Below are 25,409 nucleotides of genomic sequence, written 5' to 3'. Positions count from 1 at the left end.
ACTGCCGCGGTCGGTGAGGCCGGGACGGTCAGGCGACCCAGTCGGCGGTGTCGTCGATCCGCTGACGCCACAGCTTCTCGCCCTCGCCGCCCGGCTCCCACCGCGCGGCGAAATCCAGCAGGTTGCGGCAGCGGTTGAGCATCGCCGCGTGACGCTCCTCCCACGACGGCACCGGCCCCCCGTACGCCTCGAAGAAGTGACGCAGGTGGGGAACGTGCTCCGGATGGTGGGCGCGCACGATCCACTCGCACCACGCCAGATCCTCCACCGGCCGGCCGGGATGCGCCCACTCCCAGTCGAGGATCGCCACCGCCTTGAACGTCTCCGGGTCGAACAGCATGTTCTGCGGCCCGTAGTCGCCGTGCACGAACCCCATCCGGTGCAGCCGGGACAGCGCGCGGCCGCACTCGGCGAGCACCTCGACCGGGTGACCCTCGTCGAGCAGGTCCTGACCGTGGACGCCCGGGATGTAGTGCATGCTCACGCTCGTGTCGGTCACCGCGTGCAGCTTCGGCACCGGCATCCGTCTGCGCAGCCGCCGCAGGAACCGCGCCTCCGTCCGGAGCCGGACGGCGGCGTCGGGCCCCTGGTAGCACTTGACCACGAGAGCGCCGTCTCCGACCGTGCTGTTGGTGTACCCGTGCTCCACGAGAGACGATTGTGGCGTACTCCTGAGGTCGGTGTGAGGGGGCACGCCCAGGCTGACCCATCTTGTACGAAACGTCGGGTGATCGACACGCTGCGGGATAAATCAATTGCCGATCAACCAGGGACTTTGCCACTGTTGACTGGCTATGCGCTCCCTTCCTGACGCCGACCCCGGCCTGCCCGACATCCGCAGCCCGTTCCGCTATCTGTGGTGGAACGCGCGGCGGCAGAGCCGCGCCCTTCTGGCCGGCATCGCCTTCGCCACCACCTGGTGGCTCGCGCAGGCGCTGGTGCCGGCCGCGCTCGGCATGGGCATCGACGCGCTCAGGCTGAAGGACACCGGCGCGCTGCTCGCCTGGTCGGGCATCCTGCTCGGGCTCGGGCTGGTGCAGGCGTTCACCGGGATCATGCGGCACCGGTTCGCCGTCTACAACTGGCTGTCGGCCGCCTACCGCACGGTCCAGCTCACCACCCGGCAGGCGGCCAGGCTCGGCGCCACCCTGTCGAAGCGCCTGTCGACCGGCGAGGTGGTCAGCGTCGGCAACTCCGACATCGCGCACATCGGCAGCTCCATGGACATCCTGCTGCGCGGCACCGGGTCCGTCGTGGCGATCGTCGCGGTCACCGTGATCCTCATCTCGACCTCGCCCGTACTCGGGCTCATGGTGCTGATCGGCGTGCCCGTGATGACGGCGGCCGTGGGGCCGCTGCTGCGGCCCCTGCACCGCAGGCAGAAACGGCAGCGCGACCTGACCGGCGACCTGGCCACCAGGTCCGCCGACATCGTGGCCGGGCTGCGGGTGCTCCGCGGCATCGGCGGCGAGCAGGTGTTCGCGGAGCGCTACCGGGAGGAGTCGCAGCGGGCCCGCCACGCGGGCGTCGGCGTCGCCCGGGTGGAGTCGCTGCTCGAAGGCGCCCAGATCGTGCTGCCCGGCCTGCTCATCGCGCTCGTGACCAGCGTCGGCGCGGCCTTCGCCGTCGATGACCGGATCACCGTCGGCCAGCTCGTCACCTTCTACGCGTACGCGGTGTTCCTGGTCGCGCCGATGCGCACGATCACCGAGGCGGCCGACCGGCTCACCAAGGGACACGTCGCCGCCCGCCGGGTGGTGCGGATCCTGTCGATCGAGCCGGAGGTGACCGGCGGCACGGGCAGCACCGCGGGCGGCGTGCTGCGCGACAGCCACAGCGGTGTCACCCTGCAGCCCGGCTCTCTAACCGCGCTCGCCGCGGCCCGGCCCGAGGACGCCATCTCCATCGCCGACCGGCTGGGCCGCTACTCCGACGGCGACGTCACGTTCGGCTCCGCCGAGCTGGCGTCGCTGCCGGTGGAGGAGGTCCGGGCACGCATCCTGGTCGCGGACAACGGCGCCCGCCTGTTCACCGGGACCCTCCGGGCCGAGCTGGACGTGCGCGGCACCGCGACCCCCGAGCTGATCAGCCGGGCCCTGCACGCGGCGTGCGCGGAGGACATCGTCGAGGCGCTGCCCGGCGGGCTCGACGCGCAGGTGGCGGAGGCGGGGCGGGAGTTCTCCGGCGGCCAGCAGCAGCGGCTCCGGCTCGCCCGGGCGCTGCTGGCGGACCCCGAGGTGCTCATCCTCGTCGAGCCGACCAGCGCCGTCGACGCCCACACCGAGGCGCGCATCGCCGACCGGCTGGCGGCCGCCCGACGTGGCCGCGCCACGCTGGTCTGCACGACCAGCCCGCTGGTGCTGGGCCGGGTCGATCACGTGATCTACGTCGAGGACGGCCGGGTCCAGGCGGAGGGCACCCACCGCGACCTCCTGACCACCTGCCCGGCATACGCGGCCACGGTCACGAGAGGGGAGACCTGACGAGATCCCGCACCCTTCGGAGTTTCGGACCTCCAAAGGTGGTCCTGAAGGGATCAGCGGCGAAGAGAGAAACGGCCCCCGACCAAGGACTGTGGGGGCGGCACGGCCCCCGGAGCGGGAGGGGCCGCACGTCGGGAGGCGACGCGTCCGCAGGAGGAGCCCGACGCAGAGCGGAGACAGGACAGGGCGGCTCCGGGTGGACGGGGGGAGCGGCGACGGCGGAGGCGGGGCGGGTCGGCTCGCGTGAGCGGCGGGAGCGGTGAGTGTGAAGGCGGGACGGGGTGACTCCGGGTGAACGGCTGGAGGTTGGCTGCGGAGCCGGGACGGGGCGGCTCGGGGTGAGGGCAGGGGCCGGCCTCGGCCTCGGCGGAGGCCGGATGGAGTGGGTCAGGACGAAGGCCGGGCCGGGAGTCTGAGGGATCGGGTGGGGGCCGGCAGGGAGTGGGACGAGAAGTGGATGTCGAGCTGAGAGGGGAGGGGTGACGGGGATGGCCCGCGAGATTCTTCCGGTCGCCGATCGGAAGCAGGTGCGCGCCTACGCGCGGCGGTTGACGTTGAAGTATCCGCGGCGGCTCGCCACCGCCCTCGCCCTGCACGCGCTCGCCGCCGTCGCCGGGCTGGTGGTGCCGTGGCAGCTCGGCATGCTGGTCGAGGACGTCGAACGAGGCGTCGCGGTGAACGTGGTGCTGTTCGCAGCCGGGGTCGCGGGATTCCTGCTGCTGCAGGGCGTGCTGGTCAGGTATGCGGTGCTGGCCTCGGCCCGGCTGGGCGAGAAGGTGCTGGCGGAGCTGCGCGAGGAGTTCGTCGAAAGGGTGCTGGCCCTGCCGCTGTCGACGGTGGAACGGGCCGGCTCCGGCGACCTGCTCACCCGTACGTCGCGCGACGTCGACTCGCTGTCGAGGACGGTGCGGCACGCGGTGCCGGAAACCCTGATCGCGGTCGTCACGTTCGTCATCACCATGGGCGCGATCGTTCTGGTCAGCCCGCTGCTCATGCTGCCGATGCTGCTGGCCGCGCCGCTGCTGTTCTTCTCCACCCGCTGGTATCTCCGGCGGGCCAGGGACGGCTATCTTCGCGAGAACGCCGCGTACGCGGAGATGACCGAAGGGCTGGCCGAGACCGTCGAGGGCGCCAGGGCCGTGGAGGCGCTCGGCCTGGAGCGGCGGCGGCGCGAGCGGGCCGACCGCGACATCGCCGGTTCGTTCGCCGCCGAACGCTACACGCTCGGGCTGCGCACCGTCTGGTTTCCCTCGGTGGAGCTGGGCTATGTGGTGCCGCTCGTGGCGACGCTGCTCGTCGGCGGCTTCCTCTACAGCGCCGAGTGGGTGACGCTGGCCCAGGTCACCTCCGCCGCGCTCTACGCACAGCAGCTCGTCGACCCGCTCGACCGGTTTCTCATGTGGATCGACGAACTCCAGGTGGGCGGGGCGGCCATGGCGCGACTGCTCGGGGTCGCGAACGTGCCCGACGACCGCGAGCCCTCCGGCGCCCGGCCCGCCGGTGAGCTGCTGAGCGCCGACCAGGTGCGCTACGCCTACCGGGAAGGGCGGGACGTGCTGCACGACGTGTCGCTGACCGTGCGGCCCGGCGAGCGGCTGGCCATGGTGGGGCCGTCGGGCGCGGGGAAGTCGACGCTCGGCAGGTTGCTCGCCGGCATCCACGGCCCCGGCGCCGGGACCGTCTCGGTCGGCGGCGTGCCCTTGGTGAATCTGCCGCTGGACGAGCTGCGCGGGCACGTCGCCTTGGTCACCCAGGAGCACCACGTGTTCAAGGGCACCCTGCGGGACAACCTTGTGATCGCCAGGCCCGGCGCCGACGAGGAGGCGGTGCGTGAGGCGCTCGCGGCCGTGGACGCCCTGGACTGGGTGCTCGGCCTGCCGGACGGGCTGGACACAGAGGTCGGCTCCGGCGGTCTGGCGATCTCGCCCGCGCACTCGCAGCAGCTCGCGCTGGCCAGGCTCGTGCTCGCCGACCCGCACACGCTGGTGCTGGACGAGGCCACGTCGCTGATCGACCCGCGGGCCGCCAGGAACCTGGAGCGCTCGCTGGCGGCGGTGCTGGACGGGCGCACGGTCATCGCCATCGCCCACCGGCTCTACACCGCGCATGACGCGGACCGGGTGGCGGTGGTGGAGGACGGACGGATCATCGAACTGGGCTCCCATGACGAACTGGTGGCGGAAGGCGGCTCCTACGCCGCTCTCTGGCAAAGCTGGCACGGCACCTCGGACCGCGCTCCAGTCTGAGCCGGTGCTGCGACGCGTGTCTGACAGGCCGCTCGGTCCGCCGTAGCATCCGCGTTCACCATGGTCAGCACTTCGCCGGGGTCGGGGGCAGGGTCTTGTCGGTGAGGTAGCGGTCGATGTGGGTGCGGGCGCAGGGGTTGGAGGTGTAGAGGGTGTGGCCGGGGCCGTCGTGGGTGATCGTGACGCTGCCCGGGACCGTGCTCATGGCTCGGGTGACCGCGTCGGACTCGCCCCAGGCGCCGGCGCCCAGGAGGGGCGGGAGGGTCTTGGGCAGTGGGGCGGGCGGGTTGGTGACGGGGACGGGCCAGCCGACGCAGGCCAGGCCCGCGGTGGCCATGGTGTTGGCGGCGCCCGCGTTGGGGGCGGCCTTGCGCAGGCGGGCCGTCATGGCGTCGAGGGCGGACCGGCTCGCGGGGCGCGGCCAGTCGGTGCACTCGGTGACCCCGGTGGCCTGGTCGGGGTAGCGGGCGCCGCGGGCGGGGAGGAAGGCCGAGGCGTCGCCGCCGTGGGCCCTGCGGATCGCCGCGGCCAGGCCCGGCCAGGCGGCGCGGCCCTGGCGAGCCGAGGAGACGGCGAACGAGCGCAGGTCGCGGCCCGTGTAGGCGACGCCGTCGGCGGCGCGGACCGGCTCGCGGTCGGCCCCGGCGACCAATGAGCGCCACTTGCGGGGGACGTCGCGGCAGCCGCCGGTGGCGCACCAGTCGAAGAAGCGGGTCAGCGACCGCTCGTTGCTCCTGGCCATCGCCTCCACCTCCTTGCCCCAGTCGGCCGGGCTGTGGTTCCACGTGCCGTCGAGGACCATGGTGCGGACCTGGCCGGGGAAGAGGCGGGCGTAGGCCTGGCCGTAGAAGCCGGCGTAGGAGGCGCCGTAGTAGTTGAGCCCGCCGTCGCCGAGCGCCTTCCTGATCGCCTCCATGTCACGGGCGTGGTCGGCGGAGCTCATGTTGGCGAACAGCTCGGGGTCCTTGTGGCGGCACGCCTCGGCGAGACCGCGGTTGGTGTCGGACAGGCGCCCCCACTCGGCGTCGTCGCGCGGCGCGGCAGGGATGGGGACGCGGGTCCAGACGCACGGCAGGCCGGTGCTCCGGCCGCGGAACTGCTCGCCGTAGCCGCGGGTGTCCCACACGACGACGTGCATCCGCTTGCGCAGCCCGGCCCAGGTGTCGACGATCGGCTCGGTGTAGGCGATGCCGGGGGCGCCGGGGCCGCCGTAGGCGACGAGCGCGGAGCCCTCGGCCCGGCCGGTGGCCTTGAGCCGGCCGAGCTTGAGAGTGATCCGCCGCCCATCGGGCTTGGACCAGTCGACCGGCACCCGCAGGTCGGCGCACTCCATGCCGATCTTGTCGCCGGGGCACGGGGCCCAGTCGAGTGAGGCCGTCTCCTGTGCGGGCGCGCCGCCCGAGAAAACCAGCGTCAGGGCCATCGCGATTGACTTCAGCATGCCGATCACGATGGCCGAACGCCCCGCCCTGCCACATCGGACCACGGTCTGGTTTCAGGAGGGCCGAATCAGACCGTGGTCTGTCATCCCGCTACAGGTGCAGCGACTTCTTCAGGAAGTCGACCTGGAGCAGCAGCAGGTTCTCCGCCACGATCTCCTGCGGCGTCATGTGGGTGACGCCGGACAACGGCAGCACGGTGTGCGGCCGGCCCGCCGCCAGCAGCGCCGACGACAGGCGCAGCGTGTGGGCCGCCACCACGTTGTCGTCGGCCAGCCCGTGGATGAGCAGCAGCGGCCGCTCCAGCTTGGCCGCGTCGCCGAACAACGACGACGTGTCGTACACCTCAGGCTGCTCGTCGGGATGCCCGAGGTAGCGCTCGGTGTAGCAGGTGTCGTACAGCCGCCAGTCGGTCACCGGCGCCCCCGCCACCGCCGCGTGGAACACGTCGGGCCTGCGCAGCACTGCGAGCGCCGCCAGGAAGCCGCCGAACGACCATCCGCGGATCGCCACCTTCTCCAGGTCGAGGTCGTCGGGATACTGCTCGGCGACCCCATGAAGAGCGTCGACCTGGTCCTCCAGCGCGGGCGTGGCCAGGTCGCCGAGCACCTCCCGCTCGAACGCGGGCCCGCGCCCCGGGGTGCCCCGCCCGTCGGCCACGACCACGGCGAACCCCTGCTCGGCGAACCACTGGCTCTCCAGGTAGCCGCCACGCCTGTTGAGCACCCGCTGGGCGTGCGGGCCCCCGTACGGATCCATGAGGACCGGCAGCCGCCGCGAGCCCGGCTCGTGCCAGGAGGGCAGCACCACGGCGGTCGCCAGCTCGCGACGGCCGGAACGGCCGAGTGAGACGCGCAGGTCGAGACCGGGACGCTCGGCGTAGGAGGGGATCGGGACGGCCACGCCGTCGCGGCGCACGACGGTGGTGGAGACGCCCTCGGTGTCGAGGTTCTGCTCGGTGAGCACGCCGACGCCGCCCGCCATCCGGCCGGTGAACACGCCCGACCGGGTGGAGACCGGCAGCAGCGAGTGGCCGTCCCAGGTCCACAGCTGGATCTCGGTCGGGTCGCCGCTGGCGCTGAACAGCACGCTGTCGTGGTCGACGTCGAGCACCGCGCGCACCTGCAGGGTGGGCGGGGTGACGGGGCGGTCGCCGACGAACAGCCGGTGGCCCCCGTCGGCGGCGGCCACCCAGACCAGCGAGCCGTCGTCGAGGTGGGCGGGCACGCCGGAGACGACGTCGACCCAGGCCGGGTCGGTGTCCTCGCGCACGAGGGTGGACTTCCCGGTCTCCGGGTCGACCGAGAGCAGGCGCATCGTCTTCTGGTCGCGGGAGAGCGTCACGATCGACAGCGCGTGGGAGTCCCACGCCGCCGTCGCGAGATATTCGTGCTCGTACGGGACCGCGACCCTGGACCCGTCGAGCCCCAGCACGAACAGCTCGGTCACGGCGTTGGGCGTGCCGGCGGCGGGATAGCGCTGGACGGCGGGGGGCCGGCCGGGGTTGGCCGGGTCGGCGATGTGCCAGGTGTGGACCGGCGCCTCGTCGGCCCGCTCCACCAGGAGGGCGTCGCCGGAAGGCGACCACCAGTGGCCGCGCATGCGGCTCATCTCCTCGGCGGCGATGAACTCCGCCAGACCGTACGTGACGGTCTCCGACTCGGGGGTGGCGAGCACGCGGTCGTCGCCGGTGGACAGGTCGTGGACGTGCAGGGCGCCGCCGGTGACGTAGGCGACCCGCCGGCCGTCGGGGGAGAGCCGGGGGTCGATGACCGCGCCCGCCGTCTCCAGCCGCCGGGTGCGCGCGGCGGCCAGGTCGGTCACGTAGAGGCCGCCGGACAGCGCGAACGCCGCCGTGGTGGCCTCCGCGTCGGTCGAGTAGGACACCACGCCACCGGCCTGCTCGCGGCTGCGCTCGCGCCGGGCGCGCTCCTCCGGCGGCAGGTCCTCGTCGCCGGAGTCGAGCGAGCGCGGATCGACGACCAGCCGCTCCACGTGGGTCTCTGTGTCGAGCTCCCACAGACACGTCACGGGGTCGGTGCCCGACTTGGTGCGCAGGAACAGCACCCGCGCGCCGTCAGGGGAGATGGTGAAGCCCCTGGGCACTCCCAGGGTGAAGCGGCGGGTCCTGGCCGACAGGCGCGGGAAGCTCTCACTCATGGTCCCAATCCTGCCAGTTGTTACGCTCGGAGCATGATTGACCGACGGCTGCTGCTCGTGCACGCCCATCCCGACGACGAGTCGATCGGGACCGGCGCCACGATGGCCCGCTACGTCGCCGAGGGCGCCCACGTCACGCTCGTCACCTGCACGCTGGGCGAGGAGGGGGAGATCATCCCCGTGGAGCTCTCGCACCTGGCGTCCGAGGAGGACGACGTGCTCGGCGACCACCGGATCGGTGAGCTGGCCGCCGCCTGCGAGGCGCTCGGCGTCGAGGACCACCGCTTCCTGGGCGGCCCAGGGCGCTGGCGCGACTCCGGGATGATGGGGGTCGCCACCAACGACAGGCCCGACGCGTTCTGGCGGGCCGACCTCGACGAGGCGGCGGGCGAGCTGGTCGCGGTCATCCGCGAGGTGCGGCCCCAGGTGCTCGTCACGTACGACGAGAACGGGCATTACGGTCACCCGGACCACATCCAGGCCCACCGCGTCTCCCGGCGGGCGTTCGAGCTGGCGGCCGACCCGGGATTCGGCGAGGGCGAGCCGTGGCGGATCGCGAAGTTCTACCACACGGCCACGCCGAGGTCGGTGCTGGCGCGGTCCAACGAGGCGCTGCTGGAGGCGGGCGCCCCGTTCACCGTCGCGAGCGTGGACGACATGCCGTTCGGCGACCCCGACGGGGTCGTCACCACGGAGATCGACGCCCGGCCCTGGCTCGGCCACAAGGCGGCGGCCATGCGCGCGCACCACACGCAGATCACGGTGTCCGAGCCGTGGTTCGCGCTCTCCAACCACGTCGGTCAGGAGATCCGGGGAGTCGAGCACTTCGTGCTGGCCATCGGGGAGCGCGGGCCCGCCGTGCCCGGTCCTCCGGTCGAGGCAGGAGGGCTCGGCGAGCCGTACGAGCGGGAGAACGATCTGTTCGCCGGCATCCACTAACCTCGACCGACATGGAGCAACGCAGCCAGGTCGAGTCGGCGCTGGGAGGAGCCGCCTACGGCATGCTCTTCGTGCTGGGCGTCGTCATGGGCGTGGTGGGCGGGTTCACCCACAGCGCGTGGCCGGGTCTCCCGGTGGTCTCCGCGGTGCTCTGGCTGGTGCTGATCTTCGGTGTCTCCCTGGGTGCGGGCAAGCTGATGGGCGGGCGCGCGGCCGCCGCCGTCACGTCGGCCGGGTGGGTGCTGGTGTCGTCGGCTTTCTCGCTGAGGCTGGGCGCGGGGGATCTGGTGATCGCCGGGGACGCGTCCGGGCACGTGTACCTCTACGGCGGGATGGTGGCCGCGGTCGCGGCATTTCTGATGTTGCCCTCGTCGGGGGGATCGTGGCTGTTGCGCGGATATCCGGAAGGGGGCTCGGCTCCGCCGGGTAAAGTGCAGCAGGGCCGATGAAAGCGCTGCTTAATAGCGCGACAGGCATGTGAATGATCTGTCGCCGAGCGCTATATGAAATTCACTGGATTTAGCAATATGTTTCTCCCGGCCCGGCGGCTGAAGGGAGGCCGCCGGTGGGCCGGGGAAACGTGATCACTGCGCCGGTGGCGTCACGGTCTCCGTCGGGGGCGGGGTGTCCGTGGGCACATCGGTCGGCGTGTCGGTCGGCGTGTCGGTCGGGGTGTCAGTCGGCAGGTCGGTGGGAACCTCCGTCGGGATCTCGGTCGGCCCCGGACATGTCGGGATCTCGGTCGGGCCGATAGTCGGATCCACCGTCGGGTCGACGGTCGGGGAGATGGTGGGATCCAGGGTCGGGTCCACCGTCGGGTCGACGGTGGGATCGACGGTCGGGTCCACTGTCGGGTCCACTGTCGGGTCGACGGTCGGGTCGACGGTGGGATCAACCGTCGGGTCCACCGTCGGATCGACGGTGGGATCGACCGTCGCTGTAGGCGTCAACGTGGGGGTTTCCGTCGGAGGCGCGGGCTGACAGGTGAACGTGACCGTCGCCGTGGCCGTCTCGGTGACCGTTTCCGTGACCGTCACCGGGGGTTCCGTGACCGTGACCGTGGGGCCGGGGAGCGGCCACATCCTGATCCTCGGCTTGCCGCGCAGCCAGTAGTCGCCGCGGCCGAGCCGCTTGGCGGCCTCGCCCGTGCCCGAGGCCACCGTGAGCCCGACACGCACCGTACGGCAGGACTTGCGCTTGCAGACCCGCTGCCTGACGCTGAACTTGGCCGCGGTCTCGTACGTGACGGCGACGTCCAGATAGGTCACGCCGTCTCTCTCGACGATCTCGGTCTTCGCCACGTACGCCCCCGGGGCGGTGGTGGCGGGTAACGCCGCCGCGGCGGCGGCTGGGGAGTCGGCGACGCGTAAGGGGACGGTGGCTGATGTCTGGGTGATCGCGATTCCGCCGGCTCCGGCCAGTGCCGCGGAAGCCAGCAGCGCGCCCAGGATGGTGAATCTCATAAATCCTGCTCTTCTGGGAGATTTCAGGACTCAGATCATTATTCCGATTTGTCAAGATTGGTCAAGACTGAGACGCATGGACAGGCGATATCGGTTCCGCCGAGTCATCAATTTTCTTAATCTCACCACTCCACTCGGCCTGCTCATCGCCGCTATCGGCGGCGCGACCAGGCGATCCGGCCCGGACGGGCTCGTGCTCGCCTGCGGTTACCGCTTCCGCTTCCCCATCGCCGGGGCGTTCACGGTGGGGAACGTCGTGATCACCAGACGTGACGGTCTCGACGAGACCCTGATCGGTCACGAGAGCAGGCACGCCACCCAGTGGGCCTGGTGCGCCGGTCTGCCCATGCTCCCGCTGTACCTCCTGGCGATGCTGGTCTCGGTGATCGTCTGCGGCGACCAGGCGTCGTACAACCCCTTCGAACGGCTCGCCGGTCTGGACGAGGGCGGCTACCGGCGGGCGCAGCCCCGCTGGCGCGGACGCGCAGGTGAGCCTCCACGCGCGTGACTGATCCATTACGCGGGGCAGGGGATCTCCATGACGCAGATCATCCGTGCTCCGAAGAGACCCGAGAGCTATCGGGACCGCCTCACCGACACCCCGTCGGGGCTGCGGGAGGTCCTCAGCATCGCCTGGCACACCGCCTTCCCTCCTGACTTGAGCGAAGCCGCCCGCATCCCCGTGGCGGGCGGCGAGCTGCCCCCGGTCGCGCGGGGGGAGACGTCCGTGACGTGGGTCGGGCACGCGACCTACCTGCTCCGGACGGGCGGACTGTCGATACTCACCGACCCGGTGTGGTCGCGGCGCATCCCCGGGGTGCGGGCCCGCGTGAGCATGCCCGGCCTGGACTGGGAGGACCTGCCGCCGATCGACGCCGTGGTCATCAGCCACGACCACTACGACCACCTGGACTGGCCCACCGTGCGCAGGCTGCCCAGGACGACGCCGATGCTCGTGCCGGCCGGGCTCGCGAAGTGGTTCACCGATCGCGGCTTCACCGAGGTGATCGAGCTGGACTGGTGGGAGTCGGCCACCGTCGGCGGCGTGAGCTTCGAGTTCGTGCCCGCCCACCACTGGAGCAGGCGCACGCTCTTCGACTTCTGCAAGACGCTGTGGGGCGGGTGGGTGATCGGCGGGTCGGTGTACTTCGCCGGCGACACCGGTTACGGCGAGCGGCTCGCCCAGATCGGCGCCCGCCACCCCGGCCTGGACCTGGCCTTGATGCCGGTCGGCGCCTACCAGCCGCCGTGGGCGATGGAGCCCGCCCACGTCGACCCGCCGCAGGCCGTACGGGCCTTCCTGGACGTGGGCGCGCACCGGATGGCCACCATGCACTGGGGCACGTTCGTGCTGTCCGGTGAGCCGCTGCTGCGGCCCCTGGAGTGGATCCGCGAGGAGTGGGCCGCCCACGGCCTGCCCCGCGAGTGCCTGTGGGACCTGGCCGTGGGCGAGTCGCGCGCCTTCGCCACCTGAACGGTCAGGGGCGGAGCCGGAGCGTGTGCACGGCGGCCTTGGTCACCGAGCCCGCGTCCGAGCGCATCGGCAGCATCTCGCCCCTGGCCCACAGCTCCGCCTGGTCCCAGTAGTTCTCGTGGAAGGCGTGCCCCGACGCGCCCGTCAGGTTGATCCACCGCGACTCGTCCAGGTCACCCAGGTCCACGACCATGCGCATGGACGGCACCGTCGTGACCGCGTACCCCTCCAGCACGTTCCAGCCGGTGGCGTTCACCGCGTCCTTGCCGCCCGCCGAGGCCAGCGGCCCCCGGTTGAACAGCGCCTCGATCGGCGCGATCCCCGAGGTGCCGAGCGAGCCGTGGGTGAGCTTCAGCCCGTGCAGGTCGCCCCAGCGCCACGCCTTCACGTCGTCGCCGAGCAGCTCCGACAGCTCCTGGAAGGCCGAGGCCATGGCCTGGCGCAGGATGTCGTCGCGCCGCTCGGTGATCCCCTCGGTGCGGGTGTCGTCCCAGTACGGGTCGTCGGGGTCGCGCAGGAGCCCGGCGACGACCTCGTACCAGCGGTCGCCCCCGTTCGGCCTGGCGCCCTCCGGCAGCTCGTCGTGGAAGGTCAGCTCCAGCAGGTGCCGCCAGACCGCGTTGAAGTACGCCGCGGCGGCCGATCCCGCGTCCTGGGCGCCGTCCCAGCCGTCGAGCAGCCCGCGGGCCTCCTTGGCGGGCCCGGCCAGGTCCACGGCCATCAGCGAGGGCACCAGGGTCCCGGCGAACAGGTTGCGGTCGTCCCGCTGGACGCGCGCCATCGTCGCGGCGTCCACCTGGCCCTTGCCGATCTCCTCGCGCAGCAGGTCGAGGATGCGCTGCGAGCGGTATCCGTACGACCAGTCCTCCGTCAGGTGCGGCCGGTAGCGCCGGGGGTCGATGACGGCGTTGTTGGCCGTGACCACGAACCCCTCCGCCGGGTTGCGCACCGACGGGAGCTGGTCGTACGGGATGGGCGCGGTGTTCCAGTCGTACTCGCCGGTCCAGCCGGGCACGGGCACGGTGCCGTCGCCCGACTTGCGCACGGGGATGCGGCCGGGCGCCTGGTAGCCGATGGTGCCCGAGGTGTCGGCGTAGACCAGGTTCTGCGCGGGCACCTCGAAGAGCGCGGCCGCCGCCCGGAACTCGTGCCAGTCGCCCGCCTGGTTCAGCTCGAAGATCGCGTCGACGGTGCGGCCGGGCATGAGAGCGGTCCACGACAGGGCCACCGCGTTGGCCTCGCCGCTCGGCTCCACCGCGCCCATGACCTCGTTGACCAGCGGCCCGTGCAGGGTGCTGCGCACGGTGATGGTGACCGGGGCGCCGCCCGCCACCTCGATCCGCTCCTGACGGGTCTCCAGCGGGACCTGCTCGCCCTGGTAGAGGTACGTGTCGCCGTCGACCTTCTCCAGGAACAGGTCGGCCACGTCGGGACCCAGGTTGGTGAACCCCCAGGCGATCTTGTCGGTGTGCCCGATGATCACACCGGGGACGCCCGAGAACGAGAACCCGGTCACGTCGTACGGGCACGCCTCGCTCGGCACGCGGCAGTGCAGGCCCACCTGGTACCAGACCGAGGGCAGCTGCGCCGACAGGTGCGGGTCGTTGGCCAGGAGAGGCTTGCCGCTCTTCGTGTGCTCGCCGGAGACCACCCACGAGTTGGAGCCGATGCCCTCCCGGTCCGTCGCGCCGATCGTGCTGGGCACCGCGTCGAGCGCCCGCGCCGCCTGGGCGAGGGCCCGCGCGCCGGTCCGCGTGTCCTGCCGGGTGCGAGGCTCGGCGGTCTGGTCGAAGCGCTCCCGGTCGATCGTGCCCCGGGTGACGATCGGCTCGTGCTCGTCGTACGGATAGCCGGGGTAGAGCTGGGCCACCCGCTCCGGCGGCAGCGTGGTGAGCGCCAGGGCGCGGTCGATCTCGTCCTCGAGGTTGGAGCGGAGGTCCCAGGCCATGGCCTTGAGCCAGGCCACGGAGTCGAGCGGGGTCCACGGCTCGGGGTCGTAGGCGCCGTTCTGCGCCTTGAGAATCGAGTATTCGAGACTGCGGTCGGAGGCGTTGGGGTTGGCGGCGGTCCAGGAGTTCACGCCCTTGGCGTAGGAGTCGAGGAAGCGCCTGGTGCGCTCGGTCAACTCGGGCAGCTCCTGCTCGGCCACCTTGCGCCAGCCCATGGTCCTGATGGCCTTGTCGCTGTCGAGGGTCGTCGCGCCGAACAGCTCGGAGAGCCTGCCGGCGGTCACGTGGCGGCGGAAGTCCATCTCCCAGTAGCGGTCCTGGGCGTGCACGAAGCCCTGGGCCATGAAGAGGTCTTCGGCGGTGTCGGCGTAGATGTGCGGGATTCCGTATTTATCACGATAAATCTCCACATTCCCGGTTAAGCCGGGGAGCCGCACCGTACCCGCCACCTGCGGGAACGACTGCCGCACGGTGATCACGAGCACCGCCGCGAGCACCAGCGCGATCGCCAGGAGAAGGGTAACCACCCGCGCGAACCACCGCAGCGGCCCCGGCATCCACGCGTACGGCCTCAACCTCACGAAAACCTCCATACTCCCCGCGCTGGCACCCAGTGTGGCAGTCCTCGCCGACTCCTCTCGCCGCCGTCACACCGCGTTTTCCTCCACGCACCGGGAGGTACCTCGCAACCCAGATGCAACCCGAGATCTGCCTATCGTTTCGCTTGGCGCGCTACCGTCCACACCCCCGCACCAGGACGGCGCCATCCCGGGCGGACGGCTCCTGCCATGCCGTCCGCCCGACCCGCGACGGGCCGCCCGCTCAGGGCCGGGGCTTGCCGATGTCGGCGGGCAGGTCGAGAGCCAGGACGTGGTCCAGGTGCAGGAACGCCTCGAACTTCGCGCCCGGCGGCACCGCGTCGTCGCGCTCCAGCTCCTCCAGGACACGCAGCGCGACAGGGGTGTCGAGGTCGTCGTCCAGCGCGGACTCGGCCCGCCGGACGTACGCGGCGGCCATCGGCGCGCTCGGCGACTCCGACCATTCGGCCACCCGGGCGCGCAGGCGTCGCAGGGTGCCGTCGGCGGCGCGCAGGACGTCCCAGGTGAGGTCCAGCGGGCCGCGGTAGTGGTGCCGCAGGAACGCCAGCCGCACCGCCAGCGGGTCGAGCCCGGCCTCCGCCACTTCGGCGAGCTCCCGCGGCCCGTCGCCGGGCGTCACCCCGTCGGGACCGGGCACCCTGCCGCCCGGCGCCAGACCCGCGCTGTGCGCCCAGCGGCGGACCACCTCGTGCCCGGCCGCCGCGTCCGACTGGGCGCGCATGGCCTCGTGGTGCGGGAAGATCAGCTCCGTGCCGCCGGTCTGGATGTCGACCCGGTCGCCCAGCCGCCGCGACGACATCGCCGAGCACGCGACGTGCGGGCCGGGCACTCCGCGCCCCCACGGCGAGTCCCAGGCCGGCTCGCCGTCCGCGGGCCGCCACAGCACCCAGTCGGCCGGGCGCCGCCGCTCCGGCCCGTCGTGGGGGAATCCATCCCCGCCGTGCGGGTCCTTCTCCCCGGACAGCTCGCCGTACGAGGGAGAGCCGGCGGAGTCGAAGAACACCCAGCCGCCGTCGGCCGCGTACGCGTGACCGCGCTCGACCAGCGCGGCGACCAGCTCGACCACCTCGACTGCGTGCTCGGCGGCGCGCGGGGACAGCTCTGGCGAGCGCAGGTTGAGCGCCGCCGCGTCGCGGGCGGACGCCTCCTCGTACGCCCGAGCGCTCTCCACCGGGCAGCCCACGTCGTCGACGCCCAGGCAGACCACCATGCGTACCCGATGCCGTTCCAGGACCCGGCGGATCAGATCGGACAGCAGCGCCGGGCGCAGGTCGCCGAGGTTCGCCCGGCGGTGGACGGGCGGCGCGCAGGCGTACATCCGCAGCCCCCGGGCGGGCGCGATCTCCTCGACCTGCCCGGTCAGCGTGTCGTAGATCCGCAGCATGCCTCGACCCTAGCCGTCATCTCCCCAGGAAGCCGAGGATGTCGCGGTCACCCCGCTCGCGCAGCCGGGCGAGGACCTCCTCGCGGGTGGCGGTCTCGGGCAGCCCCACCCGCGCGCCGATCAGCCGCAGCCCCTCCAGCTCGGAGTTCACCGGCGCGGTGTAGCCGATGAGGTAGAGGGCCCGGTTGAGCGCGGGCATCCCGGGAGGGGCGGCCGGCAGGTAGCGGGTGAGCAGCTCGCCGCCGTCGGAGACGGTGAGGAACACGTGGTCGCCCTCGCTCGCCTTGAAGTCGGCGAGTACGTTGCGTATCGAGCCCATCGTCGGCTGGTTGTGCCAGCTGATGACCACGTCACCCGAGGGCGTCGAGGCGGTGAGCGACCCGCCCGGCGCCATGCCCAGGTGCGCGGCGAACCCGGTCGGCAGCGGCGAGCCGGAGCCGCGCAGGTGCTCGGCGTTCACGTCCACCCGGTGCCACCAGCGCCCGTCGCGGCTGCGGAAGCTGCGCCGGGTCTCCGAGACGTCCTTGCGCGGCTGGTACGCGCCCGCCTCCCCGGAGGGCGAGGTGCCCGCCACCCGGATCCAGCCGCGCTGGCTGCGCTCGAACCCGGGACCGCCCGAGTAGGCGCGCACCGAGCTCTCGCTGACGTCGTAGCGGGAGGTCAGGTTGGCCACGATCGTGCTGACCGGGGCCTCGCCGCCGGCCCGCTCGATCTCCCTGACGATCATCTCCCGGATGCCCAGGTACTGGTCGCCGCCCCAGCGGGTCAGGCCGTACTTGTTCCTGTCGAGCCGCAGGAACCGGTCGTCGGCGGTGAGCTGGTTGCGGATGCCGACGAGGCTGTAGTCCTCGCCGATGCGTTCCTGGATCTCCTCCGGGGACATCGGCTTCCCGGAGACGGCCAGCACCGCCTCCGCCTTGTCGTTGATGCTGCGCGGCCACGGCACCACGTGCCCGTCGAGCACCCGCAGCTGCGGCACGGCGAGTATCCACCGCTCGGCCACGTCCTCGCGGACGCCGAGCTGGGTCACCATGGTCACCGCCTCGGCGAGCGGGTGCGGCCCGTCGGCGAACAGCTGGCGGGTCTTCTCGCGCAGGTCGTCGGCGCCGCCCGCGATCAGCCAGCCGTCGGTCTGCTCGTAGCCCGTCAGCAGCGTGCGCACGAACCGCCAGGCCGGGATGCCCAGCGTGCGCAGCTCGGCGCGGTGCCACGGCACGGCCGCCGTCAGGTCGTCGGCGGGCGCGGCCGAGCCGAGCCGGCCGCGCAGCCAGGTGACGTGCGCGACCAGCGCCGCCGCCTCCGGCCCCGCGAGCCACAGCTCCACGTGGTCGCGCAGGTCGCGCTCGATCTGCCTGATCCGCTCCCTGGTCACCGAGAAGCGCTGGGCCAGCTCGTCCAGGGTGGCCCGGTCGGCCGCGTACAGCCGGTCGCGGGCGATGGCCCGCTGCCGCTCGTCGAGCGCCGCGAACAGGGCGTCGACCAGCTCAGGCAGCGGCTTGTCCTGCTGGACGGGCGCGGCGACCGCGGCCGCGGGTTCGAGCAGCCGGTCGAGCACGCCGCCGAACAGCTTCTGCACCACGTCCTTGCCGAGCGTCTCGGGTGTCCGCTCGGCCTCGGCGGGGTCGGAGAAGCGCAGCAGCGGCAGGATGTCGCCCAGCACCAGATGCCCCCAGAAGGCCACGGCGAGGTCGGCGAGGCGGCCCGCCACGACCTGCGTGCCCACGATGGCGCACGCCCGGTCGAGCGGGATCGCCTGCCACCATGCCTCGGGCAGCTGTGGCTCCTCCGCGATCGGTGCGATCTGGCCAGGTGCGGTCCAGCGCAGTGGTGGCGCGATGTCGCTCAGACTGAGGTTCATTGGGGTCCAACCGGCAACGATAGATATCCGCAGTTCAGACTATGTGATCAGAAGGACAGAAAAGGGCTACCTCTTCCGGAATGCGAAATGTAGAGCATCGTCCGGGCCCGGGTGCACGCCACGAACAGCATGCTCCGTTCCCGTTGCAGCGCGCGGGCCCGGGCGCCCGGATCGTCGGGAGGGCGCTCCGGCACGACCCCCTCGGCCACGCCGATGAGCGCCACCCTGTCGAACTCCAGCCCCTTGAGGTTGGCGAACGTCGACACCCGTACCGGAACGTCCCGCAACACCCGCTTGGCGGCCCGTACCAGCCCCTGGTTGCGCGCCCCGACCGCGATCCGGTCGGCGGGCACGCCCTCGTCGAGCCAGTCGGCGACGGTGCGCTCCAGGCCGGCCAGCTCCGCCTCCTCGCTCTCGTACGCGCGGACCACCGGCCGCGGCCCGAACCGCCCCGACCGGAACCCGTAAAGCGCCGACATGCCCTTGACCAGCCCGTCGGCGGGCCCGCCGCCGCGCAGCCGGACCGCGAACGTCAGCAGCTCCTGCGTCAGCCGGTGCGAGACCTTGAGCGTGTACTGGACGGCCGGGATGCCGACGGCGCCGAGCGCGACCCGCGTGTCGGTGACGCGCTGGTGCGGGTCGCCGACGATGAACAGGTCGTCCGCCGCGCGCGGCGCCGCCGCCCGCAGCAGCCGCCACTGCGCGGGGCTGACGTCCTGCGCCTCGTCCACCACGATGTGCCGGTACGGTTTGCGCCCCGGTTCGACGTCGTCGAGCAGATCTCCCGTGGTCCTCGACAGCAGCCGGAGCGCCTCGTCGATCAGCTCGTCCATGGTCCGCGCGCCAGGCCCGACCAGCGCCGGGCGGCGGCCCTCCACCTGGGCCACGATGCGCATCGCCAGCCGCTCCGGGTTGTCCACCTCGATGCGCTTGCGCATCGGCTCGTCCTGGACGAGCTGGTCCAGCCGGCCGGTCAGCTCGTCGCAGAGCCCCTGGGAGAACGTCACCAGCAGCACCGGCCCGCTGCCGTGCGCGGCCAGGTGAGCGGCGCGGCGCAGCGCGAGCACCGTCTTGCCGGTGCCGGCCCCGCCCACCACCAGCACCGGATGGTCGTAACGGGCCCTGGACAGCCGGTGCTGCGGCGGATGCGGGAACACGCACCACTCGGGCGCCGTCAGCAGCCGGTCCAGCTCCGTCTTGTCGGCGGCGAACGCGGCCCGGTCAGGGCTGCGCAGCAGCGCCTGGTGGAGGTCCTCGGCGTCGACCGGATCCTCGGGGTCCTCGTCGAAGGCGCGGCAGCCGTCCAGCTCCCGCCACGCCTCGGCCAGCGTGCCGCCCCTGGCCAGCACCGCCAGCGGAACGTACTGGGTGGGCGGCAGCAGCGGCTCGAGCGCGGCCACGTCCGCCTCGGTGGTGATGAGCCGGACCAGCGGCAGCGCGTGCACGTCGATGCCGAGGGCCAGCAGGTCGCCGTCGCAGATCGGGTCGAACAGCCTCGCGACGCCCGCCGACCGGCGTAACGCGGGCTCGACCCGCTCCAGCGCCTCGGCGTCCCACTCCTCGACCACGCCGAGCACCGGGTTGATCCCGTACCGGTGCCGCGCGGCGTACGACCAGGCCTCGGGGTCGGGCAGCACGGTGCGCAGCCAGTAGACGTCCCGCCGGCGCACCACCACCCCCCGGTGCCCCCCGGCGAGCCGGAGAGTCGCCACCCGGGGGTCCCTGGCGCCCCTGACCGACTCGGGATGCGGGGCGCCCGACACGTTCAGCAGGAACCGCCGCAGCGCGACCACGGCGTCTCGGCGCACCGGCTGTGCCAGTGCGCCGAGTTCCCTGGGAACCTCAGGGCCGATCGCGAGCCGCGGCACCGCATCAGTCCAGGAGTTGGAGAAGGTCGCGGTCCCCGCGCTCGCGGAGCCTGGTGAGCAGGTCCGGCAGCTTCACCGGGCCCGTCATGCCGATCCTCGTCGCGATCACCCGCGCCGCCTGGTCGCGGGTGCCGCCCGGGGCCGTGTAGCCGACCAGGCGGAGCGCCTTGGTGATCTTCTCCGCGCCGGCCGCGGCGACCGGCAGGTGCCGGGCCCTGAGCACGCCCTCGTCCGACAGCGTGAGGAACAGGTGACCGCCCTCCTTCGCGCCGACGTCCGCCAGCAGCCTGTCGATCGACTCCAGCACCGGCCGGCCGTGCCACGTCATGGTCAGCTCGCCCGCGGCGCTCCTGGCCGCCTTGCTCTCGCCCGGCGAGAGCCCCAGGTAGGCGGCGAACCCGGTCGGCAACGGGCACTCGCCGCCGCTCAGCTGCTCGGCCGTCACGTCCACGCGCAGCCACCACCGGCCGTCGGGCTGGCGGAAGCAGCGCCTGGTCTGCGAGACGTCCTTCAGCGGCTGGTACGGCTTGCCGGCCGCGCCGTTCTCCTCGCTCTGCACCGGCACCGCCGGGGCGAACGCCTGGAACTGCGACGGCACCGGATCGGGCGGCATGAACCCCGGCGGCAGCCCCGTCGGGGCCGGCTTCTGGACCGGCTTCGGTACTGGTTTCGGGGCCGGTTTGGGGGCGAAGGCGGGGGGCGGCGGCTCGGGCAGCTTGCCGTACGGCGCGCTGAACGCCGACGGCGACGCCGGCGAGCGCTGCGGCAGCGGCCGGTCAGGCAGCGTGGCGAGCACGAACTGCCAGGCGGGCACCTCCAGCGCCTTGATCTCCTTGCTGTGCCAGTCGGCGGCCTTGATCAGGCGCTCCTTGGGAGCGGACGGGCCGATCTTCTCCCGCAGCTCCTCCAGGTGCGCCCGGTACGGGGCGGCCTCGTCGCTGGCCAGCCACTCGTCGAGCATGGCGCGCAGCCGGTCCTCGGTGGCGGTGATCTCGGCGGGGGCCACGGCGAACAGCTTGGCGAGCTGGTCCACGGCCGACGGCTGGTCGGTGAACACCCGGTTCTGGGCGACCGCCCAGCTCTTGTCGTCGAGATGGGCGAACGCGGCCTCTATGAGCTGCGGCAGATCCGAGTCTTCCTCCGGAGCCCCAGGGGCGGCCTCCACCGGCTCCCCACCGGCCTCCTCCTGCCGCCCATCCGAGCCCTGCACAGCGAAGAACCCCGGCGCGACGCCCTCCTCAGCCCCATCCTCCCGGCGGCCTTCCGGCGTCTCCGCCCCACCGGAGTCGCCACCTTCCTCGGCAGCCTCGGGCCGCTCGTCGTCGGCGGTGTCACCGTCCTGAAGATCGGCGCCCACAGGAGCAAGCTCGTGCCCCGCCACACCCTCTTCACGGGAGCCGCGCTCATCGGAGACGCGCCCCTCGACGGAGTCGTGCCCTTCGTCGGAGCCGAGGTCCACGCGAGCCGCCTGCTCCGGGTCGGAACCGAGGTCCGTGCGAGCCGCCTGCTCTTCGTCGGGGCTGAGGTTCGCGTTAGGCGCTCGGCCCTCGTCGGGCGCGAGGTCCGCGCCAGGCGCCCGGTCCTTGTCGGAGGCGAGGCCCGGACGAGGAGCCCCGTCCTCGTCGAGGGCGCGGCCCTCGCCAGGCGCTCGGGGCTCCTGTGCGGGGTCGCCCTGGAGGTCCTCTTCGGGGGTTTCCGTCCCGTCGGGGGCGTCGCCGTCTACGGAGGCGAGCTCCTTGTGGGACGCGGGGACCTGTGCCGCCTCGGGATGCTCTTCGTCGGCGGTGTCGCCGTCTACGGAGGCGAGCTCCCTGTGGGACGCGGGGACCTCCGCCTCGGGTCGCTCGTCATCGGCGGTGTCGCCGTCCGTACGGGCCGCGCGGTCGTGCTCTTCGCCGGAGGCGCGGTCCTCGTCGGGGCTGAGCCCCGCGCGAGGCGCCCGGTCCTCCTCGGAAGCGCGGTCCTTGCCGGAGTCCTCTTCTGGGATGCGGTCCCCGCGAGGCGTCCGGTCCTCGTCGCGGCTGAGGTCCGCGTGAGGCGCTCGATCCTGCTCGGGGGCGAGGTCCCCGCGAGGCGCTCGGTCCTGGTCAAGGACGAGGTCCCCGTGAGGCGTTCGGTCCTTCTGCGCGGGGTCGCCCTGGAGGTCGTTTTCGGCCGCGCCGTCGACGGGGGTGAGTTCCCTGGGGGTGGCGCTGTGCGGGAGGGGCGCGGGTCCGTCCACCGGCTGTTCGGCGAGGAGGGACGCGGGTTCCCCGGCGGACTCGCGCACGAGCGGCCGGGCGGTCCCCTCGCCCGGGGCGGCGCCGGACGACGGCGACAGACGCACCAGGGCGGCGGAGAACAGCGCCGTCAAAACCGGCCGGGCCTGGACGAAGGGCTGGTCCCTCAGCTCCCGGCTGGTGAGCGCCAGCAGCCCGGGCCACGATCCGGCCCGGTCGAGCGCGATCGCCACGTGCGGCTCGTCGGCCTCGTCCGGGTCGAGCATGTGCAGCGCCGGCAGCACGTCGCCCACGGCGGCCGCGGGCCAGTGCTCGATGGCGATCTCGGTGAGCAGCTCACCCAGCGACTCGGGCCCGATGGCCGCGAGCACCCGCGGCATGGGCAGGCTGCGCCACCAGGCGTCCGGCAGCCCCGGCTGCCCGGTGAGCAGCGTGATCGTGGACGTGTCGCTCCACCTCAACGGTGGTACGAGGTCGCTCAGGCAGAAATTCATCCCGTTCCGTTCACCAGCCCCTCACGCCGCCGTGCCGTCGCGGGCCATGCGACGCCGTGTCGCGGTGCCATCATCGCGCCACCCACTGAAGAGACCATAGTCCGGCAAAACAGCCCTACGCATCCTGCACTACGCATCAGCGCCGAACGGCGGCAAACCGTAGGCGCACGTAGTCGGCCATCCAGCCGGACTCCCGGCGCAGCGCGGGCGCCGCGAGCTCGTTCACCCGCCGGAGCAGGGGATCGACGAGGCCGGGAGCCAGCCCGTCGAGCGCCGAGGACGCGAACATCCTCACCCAGTCGGCGGCCCCTCCAGGGCACTCCTCCAGCGGCGTCGGCCGGTCGAAGTACTCCAGCAGCCGCACGACGAAACCCTCGGACTCCAGCCGCCGGGCGTACTCGGCGGGGGAGGGGAAGTACCACGGCAGCTCGGGCTCGCGCAGCCCGTGCTCGCGCCAGGCGGTCAGCATCGCCGTGGTCAGCTCGGCGCAGTTGCCGGCCCCGCCCATCTCGGCGACGAACCGCCCCCCGGGCAGCAGCGCCTCCCGCACGCTGGCGATCACGGCGTCGGGGTCGCGGCTCATCCAGTGCAGCGCGGCGTTGGAGAAGACGGCGTCGTACGGGCGGGCCACGGTGAAGTCGTGCGCGTCGCCGACGATGAAGTTCATGCCCGGATACTGCGCGAGCGCCTTCTCGATCATGGCGGAGGACCCGTCGATCCCCAGCACCTCGGCGCCGCGGAAGGCGATCTGGGCGGTCAGCACGCCGGTGCCGCAGCCGAGGTCAAGGACGCGCTCACCCGGCTGCGGGTCGAGCAGGTCCACCAGCGGCGCGCCCTGGGTGGAGACGTAGCCGAAGCTGCTGTCGTAGGCGCGACTGTTCCACCGCTCCAGGCCCGGTGTGTCATATCGCAAGACGATCAGCTCTCAATCGTGAGACATCGGGCCCCCGTGGCCGTAGTGTCGGTTCACTTTAGAGCCAGTTTGTCGCAGCGACATACCTGATCACACCGGTATCACCCCGTGCTTTTTGCCCACTGTTTCTTCACGTAGGTCTTCCCGGCGTCGGTCTGCGGGATCGTCAGCAGCACGGGCGGCCCGGGAGCCTTCGGCAGCTTGCTCGCCTGCTCGGTGTCGAGCGTGCCGCGCATGAGCATCGCCTCGCCCCGCGCCGGTCGCGTCCACCCCTTCTGGAACAGGTTCTGGCCCTGGTCGGAGAAGAGGAACTCCTGCCACAGCCGGGCGGCGGCGGGGTGCGGCGCGGCCTTGTCGATCGCCTGCACGTGGAAGGCGCCGAGCGGCGCGTCCCTCGGGATCACCACCTTCCAGGCGGCCGAGTCGCGGGCCTCGCGGGCGGCGTTGACGTGGTCCCAGGTCACGACGGTGTTGGCGGAGGCCGGACTGGTGAGCTGCCCGGCCTGCTTGAGCCTGGCGAACAGCGCCACCCCCTGCTGCGGCTGCGGCGAGCCGGCCCGCAGGGAGGCGGCCATCACGCCGGAGAACGCCGCCTGGGAGCGCAGCGGGTCGCCGTCGAGCGCCACCTTGTATCCGGGCTTGGCCAGATCGGCGAAGGAGGCGGGGGCGGGCACCGCGCGGGGGTCGTACCCGATGGACATGTAGCCGCCGTAGGCGGCGTACCAGGCGCCGGCCGGATCCTTGACGTGGTCGGGCACGTCGAGCCAGCCCTGCACCTTGTACGGCGCGAACCGCCCGCCGGCGCCCACCGCCTCCTCAAGGGTGAGGTCGAACACGTCGGGCTTGAGCTTGGCGGCGGTGTCGAGCGCCCGGCGGCTGCTGGCCCCCGGTTCGAGCTGCTTGACCTCGATGCCGTACTCCTCGGCGAAGGCGTCGATGATCTCGCCGTAGTTCGCCCAGTCGCGGGGGAGCCCGACGACGGTGAGCGTGCCCTCCTTCTGGGCCGCCTGGACCAGCCGTTCCATGGTGCCGAAGCCCTCTTTGAGCGAGGCGGCATGGACGTTGACGGGTGGCCCGGAGCCGGGCTGCTCAGCGGACGGCGACGCGCCGCATCCGGCGCTGGCGAGGATGGCGGCTACGGCGGCGCAGGTACGTACGGTCACACAATGAATACTTACCGTTACTTCCGTCCAGGTCGAGGAGGCGCGGCCGGAACCACCCTGCCCGCGACCAGCGTCTCCTCCGGGATCTCGACGAGAGTGCCGTCGCGCTTGCGGACGCGCAGCACTCCGCCCTCCCACGATTCGAGCGTGCCGACGGCGTCTCTGAACCCTTCCGGGACCCGCCTGCGCGTGGTGACGCGCGCTCCGACGTCGGATGCTGAGATAGTGATCACGAGGCGAGCGGCCACGAGTTTGCCACCCTCCGTTTCAGTCGCCTGGCAGGCACGGCAATACTAGGGCGTAGCAAACCGCGGTCAGAGTCATGCCATGGTGCGGAGAAGAAGGAGCTCGAGGTGACCTACGTCATCGCGCAGCCTTGCGTGGACGTCCTGGACAAGGCGTGCATCGAGGAGTGCCCCGTCGATTGCATCTACGAGGGCGAGCGCATGCTTTACATCCACCCCGACGAGTGCGTCGACTGCGGAGCGTGCGAGCCTGTGTGCCCGGTCGAGGCGATTTTCTACGAGGACGACCTTCCCGAGCAGTGGAAGGACTTCTACAAGGCCAACGTGGACTTCTTCGAGGACCTCGGATCGCCCGGTGGCGCGTCCAAGGTCGGCAAGATCGAGAAGGACCACCCGGTCGTGGCGGCGCTCCCGCCGCAGAGCGAGTAACCGGAGCGGCCCGCGCGCGGGCCGCTCACACGGCGGGGCGGCAGGCCGTTGCCGCACGCGCCGCGTGCCCGCCGTGCGGGTGCG

Annotated in this window: 19 protein-coding genes; 7 read left to right on the top strand and 12 right to left on the bottom strand. The window is 72.3% G+C overall.

Annotation, left to right across the window (positions count from 1 at the left end):
• Positions 1-28: 28 nt before the first annotated feature.
• Positions 29-649 (bottom strand): phosphotransferase, encoded by a 621-nt coding sequence (locus tag KME79_RS08760; RefSeq protein ID WP_148029224.1) that lies wholly within the window; start codon positions 647-649, stop codon positions 29-31.
• A gap of 145 nt (positions 650-794) precedes the next feature.
• On the opposite strand from KME79_RS08760, the gene KME79_RS08755 reads away from it, so the two are divergent.
• Positions 795-2,483, top strand: coding sequence for an ABC transporter transmembrane domain-containing protein (locus tag KME79_RS08755; protein ID WP_219544009.1), 1,689 nt, complete (start codon positions 795-797; stop codon positions 2,481-2,483).
• A gap of 488 nt (positions 2,484-2,971) precedes the next feature.
• Entirely contained in the window at positions 2,972-4,729 is a 1,758-nt protein-coding gene (locus KME79_RS08750; RefSeq protein WP_219544008.1) for an ABC transporter ATP-binding protein, read from the top strand.
• A 64-nt stretch (positions 4,730-4,793) separates the two neighbouring features.
• Here the strand turns inward: KME79_RS08750 and KME79_RS08745 are convergent, their stop codons facing one another.
• Positions 4,794-6,170 carry an alpha/beta fold hydrolase gene (locus tag KME79_RS08745; RefSeq protein ID WP_219544007.1) on the bottom strand — a complete coding sequence of 459 codons (1,377 nt, stop codon included), beginning with the start codon at positions 6,168-6,170 and terminating at the stop codon, positions 4,794-4,796.
• 91 nt (positions 6,171-6,261) lie between these two features.
• Positions 6,262-8,328 carry a S9 family peptidase gene (locus KME79_RS08740; protein WP_148029229.1) on the bottom strand — a complete coding sequence of 689 codons (2,067 nt, stop codon included), beginning with the start codon at positions 8,326-8,328 and terminating at the stop codon, positions 6,262-6,264.
• A 33-nt stretch (positions 8,329-8,361) separates the two neighbouring features.
• Between KME79_RS08740 and mshB the strand changes: the two genes are divergently transcribed.
• The gene (gene mshB, locus KME79_RS08735; RefSeq protein WP_219544006.1) at positions 8,362-9,267 is read left to right on the top strand and encodes an N-acetyl-1-D-myo-inositol-2-amino-2-deoxy-alpha-D-glucopyranoside deacetylase; all 906 of its coding nucleotides are present in this window, start codon (positions 8,362-8,364) and stop codon (positions 9,265-9,267) included.
• Between the two features lie 11 nt (positions 9,268-9,278).
• Positions 9,279-9,716 carry a DUF6113 family protein gene (locus KME79_RS08730; protein WP_219544005.1) on the top strand — a complete coding sequence of 146 codons (438 nt, stop codon included), beginning with the start codon at positions 9,279-9,281 and terminating at the stop codon, positions 9,714-9,716.
• A gap of 135 nt (positions 9,717-9,851) precedes the next feature.
• On the opposite strand, the gene KME79_RS08725 is transcribed toward KME79_RS08730, so the two are convergent.
• Positions 9,852-10,730, bottom strand: coding sequence for a hypothetical protein (locus tag KME79_RS08725; protein WP_219544004.1), 879 nt, complete (start codon positions 10,728-10,730; stop codon positions 9,852-9,854).
• A 76-nt stretch (positions 10,731-10,806) separates the two neighbouring features.
• Between KME79_RS08725 and KME79_RS08720 the strand changes: the two genes are divergently transcribed.
• Both KME79_RS08720 and KME79_RS08715 read left to right on the top strand, forming a co-directional pair.
• Positions 10,807-11,238, top strand: coding sequence for a hypothetical protein (locus KME79_RS08720; protein ID WP_148029233.1), 432 nt, complete (start codon positions 10,807-10,809; stop codon positions 11,236-11,238).
• 30 nt (positions 11,239-11,268) lie between these two features.
• Positions 11,269-12,204 (top strand): MBL fold metallo-hydrolase, encoded by a 936-nt coding sequence (locus tag KME79_RS08715; protein WP_219544003.1) that lies wholly within the window; start codon positions 11,269-11,271, stop codon positions 12,202-12,204.
• A gap of 4 nt (positions 12,205-12,208) precedes the next feature.
• Here the strand turns inward: KME79_RS08715 and KME79_RS08710 are convergent, their stop codons facing one another.
• The 8 genes from KME79_RS08710 to KME79_RS08675 form a co-directional block, all read right to left on the bottom strand.
• The gene (locus KME79_RS08710) at positions 12,209-14,710 is read right to left on the bottom strand and encodes a penicillin acylase family protein (protein ID WP_246639544.1); all 2,502 of its coding nucleotides are present in this window, start codon (positions 14,708-14,710) and stop codon (positions 12,209-12,211) included.
• Between the two features lie 265 nt (positions 14,711-14,975).
• Positions 14,976-16,136: a cysteine--tRNA ligase gene (locus tag KME79_RS08705; RefSeq protein ID WP_219544001.1), complete on the bottom strand. Its 1,161-nt coding sequence runs from the start codon at positions 16,134-16,136 to the stop codon at positions 14,976-14,978.
• Between the two features lie 16 nt (positions 16,137-16,152).
• The gene (locus KME79_RS08700; protein ID WP_148029236.1) at positions 16,153-17,994 is read right to left on the bottom strand and encodes a sigma factor-like helix-turn-helix DNA-binding protein; all 1,842 of its coding nucleotides are present in this window, start codon (positions 17,992-17,994) and stop codon (positions 16,153-16,155) included.
• Positions 17,995-18,041: 47 nt separating this feature from the next.
• Complete coding sequence (locus KME79_RS08695) at positions 18,042-19,862, bottom strand: UvrD-helicase domain-containing protein (protein WP_219544000.1); 1,821 nt, start codon at positions 19,860-19,862, stop codon at positions 18,042-18,044.
• Between the two features lie 4 nt (positions 19,863-19,866).
• On the bottom strand, positions 19,867-22,542 hold the full coding sequence (locus KME79_RS08690) for a hypothetical protein (protein WP_219543999.1): 2,676 nt from the start codon (positions 22,540-22,542) through the stop codon (positions 19,867-19,869).
• A 169-nt stretch (positions 22,543-22,711) separates the two neighbouring features.
• Entirely contained in the window at positions 22,712-23,488 is a 777-nt protein-coding gene (locus KME79_RS08685) for a class I SAM-dependent methyltransferase (protein WP_219543998.1), read from the bottom strand.
• A 101-nt stretch (positions 23,489-23,589) separates the two neighbouring features.
• A complete protein-coding gene (locus KME79_RS08680; protein WP_187280948.1) occupies positions 23,590-24,651 on the bottom strand; it encodes an ABC transporter substrate-binding protein in 1,062 nt (353 codons plus the stop codon).
• 17 nt (positions 24,652-24,668) lie between these two features.
• On the bottom strand, positions 24,669-24,884 hold the full coding sequence (locus KME79_RS08675) for a putative acetyltransferase (protein ID WP_271276306.1): 216 nt from the start codon (positions 24,882-24,884) through the stop codon (positions 24,669-24,671).
• Between the two features lie 120 nt (positions 24,885-25,004).
• Between KME79_RS08675 and fdxA the strand changes: the two genes are divergently transcribed.
• The gene (gene fdxA / locus KME79_RS08670) at positions 25,005-25,325 is read left to right on the top strand and encodes a ferredoxin (RefSeq protein WP_148029241.1); all 321 of its coding nucleotides are present in this window, start codon (positions 25,005-25,007) and stop codon (positions 25,323-25,325) included.
• Positions 25,326-25,409: the final 84 nt, after the last annotated feature.

The organism is Nonomuraea harbinensis, assembly GCF_019396385.1.
In the GTDB taxonomy this organism is placed as follows: domain Bacteria; phylum Actinomycetota; class Actinomycetes; order Streptosporangiales; family Streptosporangiaceae; genus Nonomuraea; species Nonomuraea ferruginea.
Note: the sequence above shows the minus strand (reverse complement) of the source record. Positions and strands in the feature narration are given on the sequence as shown.